This window comes from Streptomyces sp. SS7 (assembly GCF_037993025.1).
Taxonomy (GTDB): domain Bacteria; phylum Actinomycetota; class Actinomycetes; order Streptomycetales; family Streptomycetaceae; genus Streptomyces.
Genome location: NZ_CP141223.1, coordinates 2,946,582 through 2,963,504 on the forward strand (window position 1 = coordinate 2,946,582; position 16,923 = coordinate 2,963,504).

General features: G+C 72.1%; 15 protein-coding genes. 6 read left to right on the top strand and 9 right to left on the bottom strand.

Annotated features, from left to right (window positions below; translation table 11 throughout):
* Positions 1-62: 62 nt before the first annotated feature.
* Both U5640_RS13450 and U5640_RS13455 read right to left on the bottom strand, forming a co-directional pair.
* Complete coding sequence (locus tag U5640_RS13450) at positions 63-1,151, bottom strand: branched-chain amino acid aminotransferase (protein ID WP_340376045.1); 1,089 nt, start codon at positions 1,149-1,151, stop codon at positions 63-65.
* 248 nt (positions 1,152-1,399) lie between these two features.
* On the bottom strand, positions 1,400-2,443 hold the full coding sequence (locus tag U5640_RS13455) for a 3-isopropylmalate dehydrogenase (RefSeq protein WP_340376046.1): 1,044 nt from the start codon (positions 2,441-2,443) through the stop codon (positions 1,400-1,402).
* A 170-nt stretch (positions 2,444-2,613) separates the two neighbouring features.
* Here U5640_RS13455 and U5640_RS13460 point away from each other — a divergent pair, with 170 nt between their 5' ends.
* The gene (locus U5640_RS13460; protein WP_340376047.1) at positions 2,614-4,182 is read left to right on the top strand and encodes a metallophosphoesterase family protein; all 1,569 of its coding nucleotides are present in this window, start codon (positions 2,614-2,616) and stop codon (positions 4,180-4,182) included.
* A gap of 63 nt (positions 4,183-4,245) precedes the next feature.
* On the opposite strand, the gene U5640_RS13465 is transcribed toward U5640_RS13460, so the two are convergent.
* Entirely contained in the window at positions 4,246-4,380 is a 135-nt protein-coding gene (locus U5640_RS13465) for a hypothetical protein (protein ID WP_099053954.1), read from the bottom strand.
* 349 nt (positions 4,381-4,729) lie between these two features.
* Between U5640_RS13465 and U5640_RS13470 the strand changes: the two genes are divergently transcribed.
* The 3 genes from U5640_RS13470 to U5640_RS13480 all read left to right on the top strand — a co-directional run bounded on the left by U5640_RS13470 (position 4,730) and on the right by U5640_RS13480 (position 6,793).
* On the top strand, positions 4,730-5,986 hold the full coding sequence (locus U5640_RS13470; RefSeq protein ID WP_340385081.1) for an SLC13 family permease: 1,257 nt from the start codon (positions 4,730-4,732) through the stop codon (positions 5,984-5,986).
* A gap of 5 nt (positions 5,987-5,991) precedes the next feature.
* Positions 5,992-6,483: a universal stress protein gene (locus U5640_RS13475; protein WP_340376048.1), complete on the top strand. Its 492-nt coding sequence runs from the start codon at positions 5,992-5,994 to the stop codon at positions 6,481-6,483.
* Between the two features lie 103 nt (positions 6,484-6,586).
* The gene (locus tag U5640_RS13480) at positions 6,587-6,793 is read left to right on the top strand and encodes a DUF5988 family protein (protein WP_340376049.1); all 207 of its coding nucleotides are present in this window, start codon (positions 6,587-6,589) and stop codon (positions 6,791-6,793) included.
* Here U5640_RS13480 and U5640_RS13485 read toward each other — a convergent pair.
* The 3 genes from U5640_RS13485 to U5640_RS13495 are packed head-to-tail and all read right to left on the bottom strand — an operon-like array spanning position 6,790 to position 10,283.
* The gene (locus tag U5640_RS13485; protein WP_340376050.1) at positions 6,790-7,656 is read right to left on the bottom strand and encodes an alpha/beta hydrolase; all 867 of its coding nucleotides are present in this window, start codon (positions 7,654-7,656) and stop codon (positions 6,790-6,792) included. The two genes, U5640_RS13480 and U5640_RS13485, sit on opposite strands and share 4 nt — an antisense overlap.
* Before the next feature lie 17 nt (positions 7,657-7,673).
* Complete coding sequence (gene pruA / locus U5640_RS13490) at positions 7,674-9,305, bottom strand: L-glutamate gamma-semialdehyde dehydrogenase (protein WP_340376051.1); 1,632 nt, start codon at positions 9,303-9,305, stop codon at positions 7,674-7,676.
* 51 nt (positions 9,306-9,356) lie between these two features.
* Positions 9,357-10,283, bottom strand: a complete 927-nt coding sequence (locus U5640_RS13495) for a proline dehydrogenase family protein (RefSeq protein ID WP_340376052.1) — start codon at positions 10,281-10,283, stop codon at positions 9,357-9,359.
* Between the two features lie 181 nt (positions 10,284-10,464).
* On the opposite strand from U5640_RS13495, the gene U5640_RS13500 reads away from it, so the two are divergent.
* Positions 10,465-11,775, top strand: a complete 1,311-nt coding sequence (locus U5640_RS13500; RefSeq protein ID WP_340376053.1) for a helix-turn-helix domain-containing protein — start codon at positions 10,465-10,467, stop codon at positions 11,773-11,775.
* On the opposite strand, the gene U5640_RS13505 is transcribed toward U5640_RS13500, so the two are convergent.
* Positions 11,772-12,359: a TetR/AcrR family transcriptional regulator gene (locus U5640_RS13505; RefSeq protein ID WP_340376054.1), complete on the bottom strand. Its 588-nt coding sequence runs from the start codon at positions 12,357-12,359 to the stop codon at positions 11,772-11,774. The genes U5640_RS13500 and U5640_RS13505 overlap by 4 nt on opposite strands.
* Positions 12,360-12,468: 109 nt before the next feature.
* Here U5640_RS13505 and U5640_RS13510 point away from each other — a divergent pair, with 109 nt between their 5' ends.
* Positions 12,469-13,968, top strand: a complete 1,500-nt coding sequence (locus tag U5640_RS13510; protein ID WP_340376055.1) for an MFS transporter — start codon at positions 12,469-12,471, stop codon at positions 13,966-13,968.
* Between the two features lie 120 nt (positions 13,969-14,088).
* On the opposite strand, the gene serA is transcribed toward U5640_RS13510, so the two are convergent.
* Positions 14,089-15,678, bottom strand: a complete 1,590-nt coding sequence (gene serA, locus U5640_RS13515) for a phosphoglycerate dehydrogenase (protein WP_340376056.1) — start codon at positions 15,676-15,678, stop codon at positions 14,089-14,091.
* A 232-nt stretch (positions 15,679-15,910) separates the two neighbouring features.
* The gene (gene ilvC, locus U5640_RS13520) at positions 15,911-16,909 is read right to left on the bottom strand and encodes a ketol-acid reductoisomerase (protein WP_067257268.1); all 999 of its coding nucleotides are present in this window, start codon (positions 16,907-16,909) and stop codon (positions 15,911-15,913) included.
* Positions 16,910-16,923 lie beyond the last annotated feature (14 nt).

Here is a 16,923-nt window from a genome sequence, read left to right on the forward strand (position 1 = left end):
CCGGAAAGGCGGCAGGGCCGCCCCCGGAGGTCGGGAGCGGCCCTGTGCAGGAGGGCGGCGGCTCAGCCCAGCGGGTGCATCCAGCCGTGCCGGTCCTCGGCCGTGCCGCGCTGGATGTCCAGCAGGGCCTGGCGGAGCTTCAGGGTGACCTCGCCGGGCTCGCCGCCCGACTGCTGCCACTCGGCGCCGGTGCGCTTGACCGTGCCGACCGGGGTGATCACGGCGGCGGTGCCGCAGGCGAAGACCTCGGTCAGGGTGCCGTTCTCCGAGTCGCGCTGCCACTGGTCGACGGAGACCCGGCCCTCCTCGGCCCGGTAACCGAGGTCGCGGGCGACGGTGAGCAGGGAGTCACGGGTGACGCCCTCCAGGATGGAGCCGGTCAGCGACGGCGTGATGATCCTGTCGCCGTAGACGAAGTAGAGGTTCATGCCGCCGAGCTCCTCGACCCACTTGCGCTCGACCGCGTCGAGGTAGCAGACCTGGGCGCAGCCCTGTGCGGCGGCCTCGGCCTGGGCGAGCAGCGAGGCGGCGTAGTTGCCGCCGGTCTTGGCGTCGCCCATGCCGCCGGGGACGGCGCGGACGTGGTCCTCGGAGACCCAGATGGAGACCGGCTTCACGCCGCCCGGGAAGTAGGCGCCGGCCGGGGAGGCGATGACCAGGAACAGGTACTCGTTGGCCGGCTTCACACCCAGCCCGACCTCGGTGGCGATCATGAAGGGACGCAGGTAGAGGGACTCCTCGCCGCCGTGCGCGGGCACCCAGTCCTTGTCCTGGGCGACCAGGACGTCACAGGCCTCGATGAAGGTCTCGACGGGCAGCTCGGGCATGGCGAGGCGGCGGGCGGAGGCCTGGAAGCGCTTGGCGTTCTTGTCCGGCCGGAAGGTGGCGACGGAGCCGTCGGGGCGGCGGTAGGCCTTCAGGCCCTCGAAGATCTCCTGGGCGTAGTGCAGGACGTTGGTCGCCGGGTCGAGCGGGATCGGCGCGTAGGGGACGAGCTGGCCGTCGTGCCAGCCGCGGCCCTCGGTCCACTTGATCGTCACCATGTGGTCGGTGAAGTGGCGGCCGAACCCGGGGTTCGCCAGGACCGCCTCGCGCTCGGCGGCGGCGGTGGGGCTGGCGGAGGGCTTGAGCTCGATCGTGGGCGTCGTCATGAGTGGGTGTCCTTCACCGGTTGTAGTGACGGGCCGCGCTCACGTCCGCACGGCCGGTGGCCAGTGGTAGGACGTCCGAGCATTGCCTCATTCCGCGGCTCCGCGTTCGATTATCGCAAGCGGGGCAGCGGGAAGAAAACGGCGTGAATGCGACCCGGGGCTGATGGTTCCACCCGGCGGGGACATGCGGAAGCCGCCGGGTGCGGATGCGACCCGGCGGCTTCGAAAGATATCGAGTGGCGGCGGGGTCAGCCGGCTACTCGTACGGCCAGCGCGTCACCGATCTCGGACGTGCTGCGGGCGGGCTTGCCGGTGCGCTCCGCGAGGTCGGCGGAGACGGCCTCGTCGATGCGCGCGGCCTCGGTCTCGTAGCCGAGGTGGCGCAGCAGGAGGGCGACGGACAGGACCGTGGCGGTGGGGTCGGCCTTGCCCTGGCCGGCGATGTCGGGGGCCGAGCCGTGGACGGGCTCGAACATCGACGGGAACTCACCGGCCGGGTTGATGTTGCCGGAGGCCGCGACGCCGATGCCGCCGGAGACGGCCGCGGCGAGGTCGGTGATGATGTCACCGAAGAGGTTGTCGGTGACGATGACGTCGAACCGGCCCGGGTCGGTGACCAGGTAGATCGTGGCCGCGTCGACGTGGATGTAGTCGGTGCTGACCTCGGGGAACTCCGCGGCGACCTTGGTGAAGATGTTCGTCCACAGATGACCGGCGAAGGTCAGCACGTTGTTCTTGTGGACGAGGGTGAGCTTCTTGCGCGGGCGGGCCTGGGCGCGGGCGAAGGCGTCCCGCACGACACGCTCGACACCGAAGGCGGTGTTCACCGAGACCTCGGTGGCGACCTCGTGCTCGGTGCCCTTGCGGATGGTGCCGCCGTTGCCGGTGTACGGGCCCTCGGTGCCCTCGCGGACCACGACGAAGTCGATGGCCGGCTGGCCCTTGAGGGGGGTGTCGACGCCGGGCAGCAGCTTCGAGGGCCGCAGGTTGACGTGGTGGTCGAAGGCGAAGCGGAGCTTGAGCAGGAAGCCGCGCTCCAGGACGCCGGAGGGGACCGACGGGTCGCCGATCGCACCGAGCAGGATCGCGTCATGCCGCTTGAGCGCGTCGAGGTCGGCGTCGGTGAGGGTCTCACCGGTGTCGTGGTAGCGCTTGGCGCCGAAGTCGTACTCCTTGGTCTCCAGCTTCACATCCTGCGGAAGGACGGCGGAGAGGACCTTCAGACCTTCGGCCACGACCTCCTGGCCGATGCCGTCACCGGGAATCACTGCGAGATTGATGCTGCGAGACATGTCGGCACCGTACTCCTTGTCCCATGGGATGACACGCCCAAGTCCGCCATACGGACAGTCAGGGGACGGCCCAGGGGACGGGCACTCAGGGGGAGGACGGTTCGCTCCGGTCGACCGGTGTTCACCCGTACGCAGGACGCCCGTCGGTCCGACCGGGAAACTTCTCGGACATGGAGACACCGGACGTCGGCATTCCGCCGCGGCTCGCCCGCGGGATGAGTATGGCGGAGCAGTACGAGTACCTGCGCACGAAGCTCACCCGGCGCCGCACCCTGGTGTCGGCGGGCACGGTGGCGGCGGGTGCGCTGCTGACCGGCTGCGGGGGCCGCTCCCCCGGCCCGCGGGCGCAGGCGACCCCCGCCTCCTCCCCGCCCCGCCCGCCGGGGCGCTCCTCGGCCGTCCCCTTCGGCCGCCATCTCTCCTTCGGCGCGGACCCGCGCACCGGGATGCGGATCTCCTGGCAGGTCCCGGCGGCCGTGCGGGAGCCGTACGTCCGGATCGGCACCCGCCCCGACGACCTCGGCGGCAAGGTGCGGGCCGAGGTGCGCGCGCTGCACACGCCGGGCGTGGACGGGGTGCGCCGGGCGCTCGACCAGTACTACGTGCACGCCGCGGTGGACGGTCTGCTGCCCGGGACGACGTACTACTACGGCGTCGGCCACGACGGCTTCGACCCGGCCGACGCGGAGCACCGCGCCACGATCGCCCCGCTGCGCACGGCACCGGCGGGCGGCGGACGGTTCGTGTTCACCGCCTTCGGCGACCAGGGCGTGGGCCGCTCGGCCGCGGCGGTCGACCGGCTGCTGCTGAAGGCGGCACCCGCCTTCCATCTGCACGCGGGCGACATCTGCTACGCCGACGGGACCGGCCGGGGCGAGAGGACGGACGGCTACGACCCGACGGCCTGGGACGCGTTCCTGAAGCAGAGCGAGCCGGTGGCGCGTTCGGTGCCGTGGATGGTGACGACCGGCAACCACGACATGGAGGCCTGGTACTCCCCCGACGGCTACGGCGGCCAGCTCGCCCGGTTCTCCCTGCCGGACACCGGCTTCGACCCGCGCACCGCCCCGGGCGTGTACACGTTCACGTACGGCAACGTGGGCGTGGTGGCGCTGGACGCGAACGACGTGTCGTACGAGATCCCCGCGAACCAGGGCTGCACCCAGGGCCGGCAGACGGCCTGGCTGAAGCGGACGCTGGCCGCGCTGCGGGCGTCGCCGGACGTCGATTTCGTCGTCGTCTTCTTCCACCACTGCGCCTACTCGACGTCGGCGCACGCCTCGGACGGCGGGGTGCGGACGGAGTGGATGCCGCTGTTCGACCGGTACCGGGTAGACCTGGTGGTCAACGGGCACAACCACGTCTACGAGCGGACGGACGCCCTCAAGGGCGGACGGGTGGGCCGGACCGTCCCGGTCGGCGGGTCCACGGACCCGGCGCGGGACGGGACGGTGTACGTCACGGCGGGCGGCGGCGGCCGTGATCTGTACGGCTTCCCGGCGGACGCGCCGGAGAGCTACGAGGGGCGGGTGCGCGACCGCGACGCGGTGGACACCTTCCACTGGACGCGCTCGCGCGAGAACGCGGCGGAGACCGTGGAGTGGTCGCGGGTGCGCTACCGGGGCTTCTCCTTGCTCTCGGTGGAGGCGACCGGCGGGCCCTCGGCCCGGCTGACGGTGTCGGCGCTGGCGGAGGACGGGCGGCGCATCGACCGGTTCGAGGTGCGGCGCGAGGCCTGAAGTCCCGTTCAGGCCCCGCGCCGCGCCCCGTGCGGGTGCGGCTCCCGGACTGCGGGGGGCTGCCTACAGGTGGCCGGTCTCGCCGCCGTTGTCGCGGCGGTCGAGGGCGCGCTGGAGGGCGGCGGCGGCCTGCTTGCGGTCGGACTCGCTCGTACGCGAGGTGTGACGGACTCGGCGGCGGACGGTCGTCTCGGCCATGGGGAATCGACTCCTTCGAAGGACCCAGGGAGTGCGGAAGGGGGTACGAGACGCCGGGGCGGGGAGCTGCGGGCCGCAGGGGTTGCCTGCACGGGGCCCGGCTCGCGACCGCCCTTCGCTTGATCGAGCGAGACGTTCGGCTCCTACAAAGTTAGGCGAGGAGCGCGCGGCTGTCTGCACAATTACTCGGACTTCCTACTATCTGAGACGGCGGACCCGGACGGAGCAGAGGAGACCTTTACCCCGGCCACGCCGCTCGGCCCGACCGCGCGGCCGAAAACGGACGGCAAGATAGGGATGCCCGGCGGGTACGCCGTCGGCTGCCGCCCGTCCCGGAAAGGCTTGGCCGCTGAACGCCGCGCTCGCAGAAACACTCTCCGCCGCCCTGCTCGTCGTGATCCTGGCGTGTGCGGTGATCCGGCCGTGGGGCTGGCCGGAGGCCGTCGTCGCCGTCCCGGCCGCCGGGGTGGTCATCGCCACCGGGGCCATCTCCCTCGACCACGCGGCGGACGAGGCCGCCCGGCTGGGACCGGTGATCGGCTTCCTCGCGGCCGTGCTGGTCCTGGCCCAGCTCTGCGACGACGAGGGCCTGTTCCACACCTGCGGTGCGTGGATGGCCCAGCGAGCGGGCGGGCGCCCACGCCGGCTGCTGGTGCTGGTGTTCACGGCCGCGTCCGTGATCACGGCGGTGCTCAGTCTGGACGCCACGGTGGTACTGCTGACCCCGGTGGTGTTCGCCACCGCCGCCCGGATCGGCGCCCGCCCCAAGCCCCACGTGTACGCCTGCACCCATCTGTCGAACACCGCCTCGCTGCTGCTGCCGGTCTCCAACCTGACCAACCTGCTCGCGTTCGCCGCCAGCGGCCTGAGCTTCACCCGTTTCGCCGCTCTGATGGCGCTGCCCTGGCTGGTCGCGATCGGCGCCGAGTACCTGGTCGTCCGCCGGTTCTTCGCCACCGACCTCGACGCCGGAGCCCAGGCACCGCCCGCCCCGGCCCCGGGTGAGGTGCCGGTGTTCGCGCTGGCCACGGTGGGCTGCACGCTGGCCGGGTTCGTGATCACCTCCGTGGTGGGGATCGACCCGGCGTGGGCGGCGGCGGCCGGCGCGGCCGTGCTCGCCGGGCGCGCCCTGGTCCGGCGCCGCACCACCCCCGCCGCGATCGTCCGCGCCGCCGCCGTGCCGTTCTGCGCCTTCGTCCTCGCGCTGGGCATCGTGGTGCGCGCGGTCGTCGACAACGGCCTCGCCGACGCCCTCGGGCATCTCGTGCCCGGCGGCACCGGCCTGCTCGCGCTGCTGGGCATCGCGGCGCTGGCCGCGCTGCTGGCCAACGTCATCAACAACCTGCCCGCCGTCCTGGTCCTGCTGCCGCTGACCGCCCCCACCGGCCCCGGCGCCGTCCTGGCGGTGCTGCTCGGGGTGAACATCGGCCCCAACCTCACCTACGCCGGTTCGCTGGCCACCCTGCTGTGGCGGCGCATCGTCCGCGAACACGACAGTGACGTGGAACTGGGCGAGTTCACCCGCCTCGGGGCTCTCGCCGTGCCCGCCGCCCTGGTGCCCGCCGTTGTGGCACTGTGGGCCTCGCTCCAAGTGATCGGAGGATGAAACCCGTGACCGTCATCGCCTGGATCGTCGAAGGCACCTGGGCCGCCTGCGTCGACGCCGCCCGCACCCACGCCCCCGCGGACGCCGACATCGTGCTGCTGCACGTCAGCGGCTCCGAGGCGCCCGGTGCCGCCCGCGGCGCCTACGCCGGGCTGTTCGGCCGCGCCCGCCCCGACCGCGACCCCGGCACTGTCGTGGAACACCTCGCCACCGAGGCCGGGGAACACCTCCTGGCCGACGCCGCCGAACGGCTCGGCCGGCCCTGCACCCGCACCGAGCGCCGGGGCCGCGTCGAGCGGGAGGTCGTGGCCGCCGCCGAAGGCGCCGACCTGCTCATCCTCGCCCGCGACGGCGACCGCACCCACCTCGGGCCGCGCAGCCTCGGCCCCGCCAGCCGCTTCATCGTCGACCACGCCCCCTGCCCGGTGCTGCTCGTCTGGCCGGAGGCCGCGCCCGGCACGGACACCATCCCGCCCCCACCGCCCCACCACCGGTAGCACCGGCTCCCCGCCCGCCCGGGCCGCCTGCGGCGATCGCCCGGACGGCTGATCCTGGACGGGGGACGCGAGAGCGGGTCGGCTCAGCGGGAACGGTGAGGACATGAGCGACACGGCGAAGGCGGTCCTCGAAGGCGGCCCGGACGATCTGCCCCAACGGATCGTCCCGGTCACGACACCCGGCGCGGACCTGAAGATCGAGTTCCGGGGCGGCTACGAACACTTCCGGCCCTCCGGCCGTCGGACGGACACCGCGGAGGGCACCCTGCCCGTCTACACGTGGTGGGAGCGGACCGAGATGCCCGGCTAGGGCGTGGCGCTCCGGTTCAGGGCGGATGCCACGGCCGTCCGGAAACCCTCCGGGTCCTCCTCCCAGGGGTGGTGTCCGGCAGTCGGCAGGACGACCCTGCGCACGTCGGGCAGAGCCCGCTCCAGTGAGTCGACCGCCGAGCGGGGCCGGATGTCCCCGGCGCCGTCGACGATCAGCACCGGCACGTCGAGGGCCGCGCAGGCTGCGCGCAGCGCCGGGGTCCCCCAGGTCCGGCGCCGCTCCCGGCCGAGGGCCTTGTTGCAGGCGCCGTTGACCCCGAACCACGGGTCGGCCATGCGCTCGGCGAGGTCCGGGGCGCGCTCGCGGTCCTCGAACTCGACGGACCACTGCAGGACGGCGTACTCCCGGGCCTCGGCGGGCGTGAGGGCCGTACGGTCCGCCAGTTCCCGCCAGCGCGCCAGGCGCCGGGGCGTCTCGCCGAGGCGGGCGAGGAGGTTCTCCCGGTAGGCCGGGTGCCAGTCGGCGTCGGGGCCGATGCCCGTGCCGCCGACGTACACCAGCGTGCTCACCCGCTCCGGGTGGGCGAGGGTGTAGGCCAGGGCGAGCTGGGCGCCCCAGGAGTGGCCGAGCACGGCGATGCGGTCGAGGCCGAAGTGACGGCGTACGGCGTCCAGGTCGGCGACGAAGCGCTCGGTGGTCCACGGCCCGTCGCACCGCTCGGAGCGGCCGCAGCCGCGCTGGTCCCAGCGGATCACCGTCGCGGTGTCGTCGAGCAGCGCGGCCACGTCCCCGAACATGTCCCACAGGCCGGGTCCGCCATGACACAGCACGAGCGGCGCGCCCCGGCCGGACGCGCGCGCCCAGAGTCGTAATCCGTCGTCGGTGTACGGGGTCACCCTCATCCCCGCATTGTGCGGGATCAGCCCATGTGCGGGTAGGTGTAGTCGGTCGGGGCGACCAGGGTCTCCTTGATGGCGCGGGTCAGCGTCCAGCGGGTCAGGTTCTGCGGGGCGCCGGCCTTGTCGTCGGTGCCGGAGGCGCGGCCGCCGCCGAAGGGCTGCTGGCCGACGACGGCGCCGGTCGACTTGTCGTTGATGTAGAAGTTGCCGGCCGCGTAACGCAGCTTCTCCATGGTGTACGCGGTCGCCGCCCGGTCGCCGGAGATGACCGAGCCGGTCAGGGCGTAGTCGGAGACCGACTCCATCTGGGTGAGCATCTCGTCGTACTTGGCGTCCTCGTAGACGTGCACGGCGAGGAACGGGCCGAAGTACTCGGTGGTGAACACCTCGTTCTCGGGGTCGGTGCACTCGACGACCGTCGGCCGGACGAAGTATCCGACCGAGTCGTCGTAGGTGCCGCCCGCGACGACCGTGCAGGTCGGGTCGGCGTGGGCGCGGTCGATCGCGGCCTTGTTCTTGGCGAAGGCGCGCGCGTCGATGACGGCGCCGAGGAAGTGCGACAGGTCGGTGACGTCGCCCATGGTGAGCTGGTCGACCTCGGCGGCGAACTCCTCCTTGAAGCCGGAGTTCCAGATCGACGCCGGGAGGTAGGCGCGGGAGGTCGCGGAGCACTTCTGGCCCTGGTACTCGAAGGCGCCGCGGGTGAGAGCGGTCTTGAGGACCGCGCGGTTGGCGCTCGGGTGGGCGACGACGAAGTCCTTGCCGCCGGTCTCGCCGACCAGGCGCGGGTAGGAGCGGTAGTTCTCGATGTTGGCGCCGACCGTCTTCCACAGGTACTGGAAGGTCTTCGTCGAGCCGGTGAAGTGGATGCCGGCCAGGTCACGGTGGGTGAGCGCGACCTCGGAGACGGCGATGCCGTCGCCGGTGACGAGGTTGATGACGCCCTTGGGCAGACCGGCCTCCTCCAGCAGCCGCATCAGCAGGACGGCCGCGTGGGTCTGGGTCGGCGACGGCTTCCACACCACGACGTTGCCCATGAGGGCGGGCGCGGTGGGCAGATTGCCCGCGATCGCGCTGAAGTTGAACGGCGTGATCGCGTAGACGAAGCCCTCCAGCGGGCGGTGGTCGAGGCGGTTCCACACGCCCGGCGCGTTGGCCGGGGGCTGCTCGGCCAGGATCTGACGGGCGTAGTGGACGTTGAAGCGCCAGAAGTCGACCAGCTCGCAGGGGGTGTCGATCTCGGCCTGCTGCACGGTCTTGGACTGCCCGAGCATGGTGGAGGCGGCGATGGTCTCGCGCCAGGGGCCGGCGAGCAGTTCGGCGGCGCGCAGGATGATCGCGGCGCGGTCGTCGAAGGACATCGCGCGCCAGGCCGGGGCGGCGGCCAGGGCCGCGTCGACGGCGTCCTTCGCGTCGGCCTGTGTGGCGTTGCGGTACGTGCCGATCACGGCCCGGTGGTTGTGCGGCTGGACCACGTCGAACGCGTCGCCGCCGCCCATGCGCCGCTCGCCGCCGATGGTGCAGGTGAGGTCGAGCGGGTTGTCGGCCAGTTCCTTGAGCTTGGCCTCCAGCCGGGCCCGCTCGGGTGAGCCGGGGGCGTAGCCGCGCACCGGCTCGTTGACGGGGGCGGGGACCTGGGTCACAGCGTCCATGGAATCCGTAACTCCTTGTACGTGAGCGGGTGTTCGGGCTTGTGTCGGGGTTCAGCCCTTGGTGAGCATGGAGCGGGCGAAGAAGCGCAGGTTGGCCGGCTTCTCCGCGAGCCGGCGCATGAAGTAGCCGTACCAGTCGGTGCCGTAGGCGGTGTAGACGCGCATGCGGTGGCCCTCGGCGGCGAGCCGCAGGTGCTCGTCGCCACGGATGCCGTACAGCATCTGGAACTCGTACTCGTCGGGCTTGCGGCCGGCCCTGCGGGCCAGTTCCTGCGCGATGGAGATCAGCCGCGGGTCGTGGGACCCGACCATCGGATACCCCGTCCCGTCCATCAGCGTCCGCAGGATCCGCACGTACGCCTTGTCGATCTCGGGCTTCTGCTGGTAGGCGACCTCGGCGGGCTCCTTGTAGGCGCCCTTGACCAGCCGCACCCGGCTGCCGTTCGCGGCGAGGCGGCGGGCATCGGCCTCGGTGCGGAACAGGTAGGCCTGGATCACACAGCCGGTCTGCGGGAAATCTTTCCGCAGCTCCTCGTGGATCGCGAACATCGAGTCGAGGGTGGTGTGGTCCTCGGCGTCGAGGGTGACGGTGGTGCCGATGGCGGCGGCGGCCTCGACGACCGGGCGGACGTTGGCGAGCGCCCGGTCATGGCCGCCGGGGAGGGACTGGCCGAACATCGACAGCTTGACCGACATCTCGACGCGCTCGCCGAGGTCGAGCGCGCGGAGGCGGTCGATCAGGGCGAGGTAGGCGTCACGGGCGGCGGCGGCCTGCTCGGGGGTGGTGATGTCCTCGCCGACGACGTCCATCGTCAGCTCCAGGCCCTGAGCGGTGAGGCCCTCGACGATCGGCACGATGTCGTCGACGGTCTCCCCCGGGATGAAGCGGTCGACGACCTGCCTGGTCACGGGGGCCGCCGAGATCAGGCGTCGCATCCGGTCGCTGCGCGACGCGGCGAGAATCACGGGACCCAGCACGGGGCACCTCCACATACCAACCCATACGAGGCCGATACCCGACGATCCGGGAACGGCACGGAGAACCACCGTGAAAGTTAAGGATCTCTCCGATCGTGGGCCATCGACAGCTGTCACGCATCCGTGCCGCGGATCTCAGACAGATGTATGAAGGCCTGCGGGACTGCGGGAGAATGCCCAGGTGACCGCCGAACACCAAGGTGACTACCAGGACCTGGTCGATGAGATCTCGGAGCTGCTGGGCGTCCCCGCGACGCTGGAGAACCGGGACTTCGAGCTGATCGCGTTCGGCGCGTACGACAGCGAGGACGAGCTGGACGCCTCCGCGCTGGACCCGGTACGGGCCCGCTCGATCCTGACCCGGCGGTCGACGGCGGCCGTGCGCACCTGGTTCGAGGGCTTCGGCATCACCCGCGCCACCGGCCCGGTCCGGATCCCGCCGGCCCCGGAGGCGGGCGTGCTGCGGGGGCGGATCTGCCTTCCCGTACGGCATCGGGGTGTCGTCCTCGGGTACGTCTGGCTCCTCGCCGACGATCCCGGGCCCTCGCGGGGGCAGCTGGCCGCGGCGATGGAGGTGACCGTGCGGATCGGCGCGCTCCTCGCGGACGAGGCCCAGCACGGCGCCGACCTCACCCGTGAGCTGCGGGCGGTCCTGACGGCGGAACCGGGCTGGCCGTACGAGGCGGCGCTGGCGGAACTGCGCACCGCCCTCGGCCCCCGGGCGGACGTCCCGCACACCCTGATCTGCGTGGCCCCCTGGCCGGCCACGAACCCCGACGACGCCCCGTCCCTGCGCACCCTGCCGGGCGCCACCGCCCTCTGCACGGCCCCCTGGGGCCCGACGGCCCACGCCCTGGCGGTCCTGGTACGCCTGCGCGCCCCGGACGTCCTCACCCCGGCCACGACGGTGGCGACCCGCCTGCTGGAACGGACGCCGGCCCCGGGGGCCCGGCCCGGCGCCCCCGGAGACGAGCCGGGCGGCCACCCGGGCGGCACGGGCACCGGAACCGGCGGCGGCGACACCGGGGGGCGGGCGGTGAGTGGTGCCGGTGAGGCCGGCGGGGCACGAGAGGTCGGAGCGGTGGTGGCCGGGGTCGCGGTGGGGCGGGTGGGGCTCGGGGAGCTCGGCGGGGCCTGGCGGGAGGCGGTGGGGGCCGCTCGGGCCGCGTTGGGTGACGGGCGACTGGGGCCGGTGGCCCGATGGACGGCGATCGGGCCGTACCGGCTGCTGACCGCACTGCCCGGGGACACGGCCGACGACCCCGCCGTACGCCCCCTGCTCACCCCCGCCCACCGGGAACTCGCCCGCACGGCCGAGGTCTTCCTCGACTGCGCGGGCCAGGCGGGCCGCGCCGCGGCCCGGCTCGGCATCCACCGCCAGACCCTGTACTACCGGCTCTCCCGCGTCGAGCAGCTGACCGGCCTGGACCTGGCCGACGGGGAGGACCGGCTGCTGCTGCACATGACGCTGAAGGCGGCCCGGCTGCCCTAGGGGGTGGCCGGGTCAGCTCGCGTGGCGCCCTCGACGATCTGGCGGAGCCCCTCGGTGAGCACTTCGCCGTCGGGCGCGGTCTTCGGATCGAAGGTCCACTGCGAGATCAGGCCCGACATCAGGGTCATGTAGAAGCGGCCGAGGGTGTCGGCGGTCTCGTCGGACACCTCCTCCTCCGGCACGCCCGTCATCAGCGACACCAGACCCCGGCCGCCCTCGCGCTGGGCACGGGACAACTGGTCACGGACCTCCGGCAGTTGGTCGCCCATCGCGATGATCTCCACGCCGAGCCGCCACATCGCGCCGGACTCGCGCATGCTGTCGACGATGTGCGACCACACCTCCCGGAACCGCTCCAGCGAGCCGGGCGCCCCGGCGATCGTCCCGCCGCCGTCGAAGGACATCTCCTCCACCAACGCGATGTAGGCCTGCGCGAGCAGCGCGTCCTTGGAGCCGTAGTGGTAGCCGATGGAGGCGAGGTTCGTCCCCGACTCCTTCACGATGTCCCGCGCGGTGGTGCGCGCGAACCCCTTGGCCAGCAGGCAGCGCTTGGCGCCTTCGAGCAGATCCTCACGGTGTCCCATGGCGCCAGCCTACCGCCGATCCATACAGACGTCCTAGGCGGCCGACCTATACGAGCGAATTACACAATCGTTCTAGACAAGCGTTTAAGACGCGCGTACATTCCTCGGCATGACGAACTCGACGTGCACCACCGTGAACCCGGCCGGCCGACGGGCCGGCCGCCGTGAATGGACCGCGCTCGGCGTGCTGATGCTTCCGCTGCTGCTGGTCTCGATGGACGTCTCGGTCCTCTACTTCGCGATCCCGGCGATCAACGCCGACCTGGAGCCGAGCGGCACCCAGCAGCTGTGGATCTTCGACATCTACGCGTTCGTCCTGGCCGGCCTGCTGATGACGATGGGCTCGCTCGGCGACCGCATCGGCCGCCGTCGGCTCCTGCTCGCGGGCGCCACCGCCTTCGGCGCGGCCTCCCTGCTCGCGGCCTACGCGGACAGCGCCGAGACCCTGATCGCGGCCCGTGCGCTCCTCGGGGTCGGCGGAGCGACCCTGATGCCGTCGACGATGGCCCTGATCCGCACCATGTTCACCGATCCGGCGCAGCGCGCGAAGGCGATCGGTCTCTGGTCGGGTGTCATGACGGCCGGTGTGGCGCTCGGCTCGGTGATGAGCGGCATCCTCGTCGAGTACTTCTGGTGGGGCTCGGTCTTCCTGGTCAACCTCCCCGCGATGGCCCTGCTGCTGGTCCTCGGCCCGGCCCTGCTGCCCGAGTCGAAGGACCCGCGCCCCGGCCGCTTCGACTGGCCGAGCGTCCCGCTGTCGATGGCCGCCGTGCTCCCCGTCGTCTACGGCCTGAAGGAGATCCCCTCCGAGGGCTGGCACGCGTCGTACGTCGTCTCGATCACCGTCGGTCTGCTCTTCGCCGCCCTCTTCGTCCACCGTCAGCGCACCGCCGCCGACCCGATGATCTCCCCCGCCCTCTTCCGCGGCCCCGGCTTCGGCCCCGCGGTCGTCCTGAACCTGGTCTCCTCGTTCGGGATGATGGGCTCGGCCTTCTTCACCACGCAGTACCTGCAGTCGGTGCTCGGCAAGAGCGCGCTGGAGGCGGCCCTGTGGGCGCTGCTGCCGTCGGTGCCGATCGGGATGGCCGCCCCGCTGGCGACCGCCCTGGTCCAGAAGGGCGTCGACCGGGCGTACGTCGTGACGGCGGGCTTCGCGACCGCCGCAGCCGGCTACGGCCTGCTCGCCCTCGCCGGCACGGACTCGATGTGGCTCGTGCTGACCGCCTGCGGGGTCCTCGCCTCCGGGATCGTCATGGTCATCTCCCAGATGACGGACCTGGCGATGGGCGCGGCCCCGGCCGAGCGGGCCGGCTCCGCCTCCTCCCTGCTGGAGACGGGCGCCGAGTTCGGCGGCGCCCTCGGCATGGCCGTCCTCGGCTCCATCGGCACGGCGCTCTACCGCCACGAGATGCCGTCCTCGGCGCCGGCCCCGGCCCGGGAGACCCTGGGCGGTGCCCTGGCGGTCGCCGACCGGGTCCCCGGACTGGCCGCGGCGGCCCGGGAGGCGTTCACCAGCGGGATGCAGGGCGCGGCGATCGCCGGGGCGGTGCTGCTGGCGGGGGCGGCGGTGGCGGCGGCGCTGACCTTGCGGCGCATCCACGCGAAGTGAGGCGACGGCCACATGCAAACGCCGGACGGGCGTGTTCAGCCCGTCCGGCGTTCGAGGACGAGGCCCCTTCAGGGCCGAAGCGGGGGCCCGGGGGCGGCAGCCCCCGGACGGTGGGCAACCTCAGGCGAGGTTGACCGCACGAGCCGACGTCGCACCGATCTCCGTGGCGACCTCGGTCAGGACGGCGGCCGGGACCGTGTCGTCCACGGTCAGGACGGCCAGCGCCTCGCCGCCCGCCGCCGCACGGGCGACCTGCATACCGGCGATGTTGATGCCCGCCTCGCCGAAGATCCGGCCGACGGTGCCGACGACACCGGGACGGTCCTCGTACTTGAGGACGACCATGTGGTCGGCGAGGGCCAGGTCGACGTCGTAGTCGCCGACCGCGACGATCTTCTGGAGGTGCTTGGGGCCGGCCAGCGTGCCGGAGACCGACACCTCCTCGCCGTCCGCGAGCGTGCCGCGCACCGTCACCACGTTGCGGTGGTCGGCCGACTCGGAGCTGGTGGTGAGGCGCACCTCGACACCGCGCTCCTGGGCGAACAGCGGGGCGTTGACGTAGGAGACCGTCTCGTCGACGACGTCCTCGAAGACACCCTTGAGGGCGGACAGCTCCAGCACCTTCACGTCGTGCTGGGTGATCTCGCCGTAGACCTCGACGTCGAGGCGGGCCGCGACCTCACCGGCGAGCGCGGTGAAGATCCGGCCGAGGCGCTCGGCGAGCGGCAGACCCGGCTTGACGTCCTCGGCGATGACCCCGCCCTGGACGTTCACCGCGTCCGGTACCAGCTCACCGGCGAGGGCGAGGCGCACCGAGCGGGCGACGGCGATACCGGCCTTCTCCTGGGCCTCGTCGGTGGAGGCGCCGAGGTGCGGGGTGGAGACGACCTGGTCGAACTCGAACAGCGGGGAGTCCGTGCAGGGCTCCTTCGCGTAGACGTCGAGGCCGGCACCGGCGACCCGGCCCTCCTTGAGGGCGGAGTACAGCGCCTGCTCGTCGACGATCCCGCCGCGCGCGGCGTTGACGATCCGCACGGTCGGCTTGACCTTGCGCAGCGCCTCGTCGCCGATGAGACCGACCGTCTCGGGGGTCTTCGGCAGGTGGACGGTGATGAAGTCGGAGACCTCCAGCAGTTCGTCCAGCGACAGCACCTTGACGCCCATCTGGGCGGCGCGGGCGGGCTGGATGTAGGGGTCGTACGCGACGACCTTCATGCCGAAGGCGGACATCCGCTGGGCGACGAGCGCGCCGATCCGGCCGAGGCCGACGACGCCGAGGGTCTTCTCGGCCAGCTCCACGCCGGTGTACTTGCTGCGCTTCCACTCGCCGTTCTTCAGCGCGGCGTTGGCCTGCGGGATGTGGCGGGCGGTGGCGAGGAGGAGACCGCAGGCCAGTTCGGCGGCGGTCACGATGTTGGAGGTGGGGGCGTTGACGACCATCACGCCCGCCTTGGTGGCGGCGGAGACGTCGACGTTGTCGAGGCCGACGCCGGCTCGTGCGACGACCTTCAGCTTGTGCGCGGCGGCGATCGCCTCGGCGTCGACCTTGGTGGCCGAGCGGATCAGGATCGCGTCGACGTCGGCGACGGCGGGGAGCAGCTCGGCTCGGTCCGCTCCGTTGCAGTGCCGGATCTCGAAGTCCGGGCCAAGCGCGTCCACGGTCGCGGGCGACAGCTCTTCAGCGATGAGTACGACGGGTTTCGAGCTCACGTGAGTCCTCACAAGTCCAAAGCATGCGGACGGCCGTCCCGACGGCCGCAGGCGGAGGAAGGCTAGTCGCGTGTGAGACGCACGACGCTGTGGGCCTGAACGCGTATATAGACAGCAGTGTAGTGCTGCGACGGAGGTCGCCTCACGCCTCCGCGCAAGGATCACCCGTCCGGGGCCGGACGGGATGGACGAGAGGGCCGGAGCGACATGCCCCGGCCCTCTCGCGTGAGGCTTACGCCTCCTCGTTCACCCAGCTCATCAGCTTGCGGAGCTGCTTGCCGGTCGTCTCCAGCAGGTGCTCGGAGTCGGCCGTCTTGTACTCGTTGTACTTCTTCAGACCGCCGTGGTACTCGTCCATCCAGTTCTGGGCGAAGGTGCCGTCCTGGATCTCGGCGAGGACCTGCTTCATCTCGGCCTTGGTGGCGTCGGTGATGATGCGCGGGCCGGTGACGTAGTCGCCCCACTCGGCGGTCTCGGAGACGGACCAGCGCATCTTCTCCAGGCCGCCCTCGTACATGAGGTCGACGATCAGCTTCAGCTCGTGCAGGCACTCGAAGTAGGCGATCTCCGGCTGGTAGCCGGCCTCGACCAGGGTCTCGAAGCCCGCCTTGACCAGGGCCGCGGTGCCACCGCAGAGGACGGCCTGCTCACCGAAGAGGTCGGTCTCGGTCTCCTCGGTGAAGGTGGTCTTGATGACACCGGCGCGGGTGCCGCCGATGGCCTTGGCGTACGACAGGGCCAGCGCGAAGGCGCCACCGGTGGCGTCCTGCTCGACGGCGGCGATCGCGGGGACGCCGCGGCCCTCCTCGTACTGGCGGCGGACCAGGTGGCCCGGGCCCTTCGGGGCGACCAGGGCGACGTCGACGCCGGCCGGGGCCTTGATGAAGCCGAAGCGGACGTTGAAGCCGTGCGCGAAGAACAGGGCGTCGCCGTCGTTCAGGTTCGGGGCGATGGACTCCTCGTAGACCTGGGCCTGGATCGGGTCCGGGATGAGGATCATGATGACGTCGGCCTCGGCGGCGGCCTCGGCGGGGGTCACCACGCGCAGGCCCTGCTCCTCGGCCTTGGCCTTGGAGGTGGAGCCCTCGTGCAGACCGACGCGGACGTCGACACCCGAGTCACGGAGCGACAGCGCGTGGGCGTGGCCCTGGCTGCCGTACCCGATGACCGCGACCTTGCGGCCCTGGATGATGGACAGGTCGGCGTCGGCGTCGTAGAACAGCTCGGCCACTTTGGGTTCTCTCC

Bases quoted from the DNA above. Each gene is read 5' to 3' on its own strand.
- U5640_RS13505 (WP_340376054.1), bottom strand. From the start codon at position 12,359: ATGGGACACCGTGAGGATCTGCTCGAAGGCGCCAAGCGCTGCCTGCTG.
- U5640_RS13450 (WP_340376045.1), bottom strand. From the start codon at position 1,151: ATGACGACGCCCACGATCGAGCTCAAGCCCTCCGCCAGCCCCACCGCC.
- U5640_RS13480 (WP_340376049.1), top strand. From the start codon at position 6,587: ATGAGCGACACGGCGAAGGCGGTCCTCGAAGGCGGCCCGGACGATCTG.
- U5640_RS13465 (WP_099053954.1), bottom strand. From the start codon at position 4,380: ATGGCCGAGACGACCGTCCGCCGCCGAGTCCGTCACACCTCGCGTACG.
- U5640_RS13485 (WP_340376050.1), bottom strand. From the start codon at position 7,656: ATGAGGGTGACCCCGTACACCGACGACGGATTACGACTCTGGGCGCGC.
- pruA (WP_340376051.1), bottom strand. From the start codon at position 9,305: ATGGACGCTGTGACCCAGGTCCCCGCCCCCGTCAACGAGCCGGTGCGC.
- U5640_RS13455 (WP_340376046.1), bottom strand. From the start codon at position 2,443: ATGTCTCGCAGCATCAATCTCGCAGTGATTCCCGGTGACGGCATCGGC.
- U5640_RS13510 (WP_340376055.1), top strand. From the start codon at position 12,469: ATGACGAACTCGACGTGCACCACCGTGAACCCGGCCGGCCGACGGGCC.
- U5640_RS13460 (WP_340376047.1), top strand. From the start codon at position 2,614: ATGGAGACACCGGACGTCGGCATTCCGCCGCGGCTCGCCCGCGGGATG.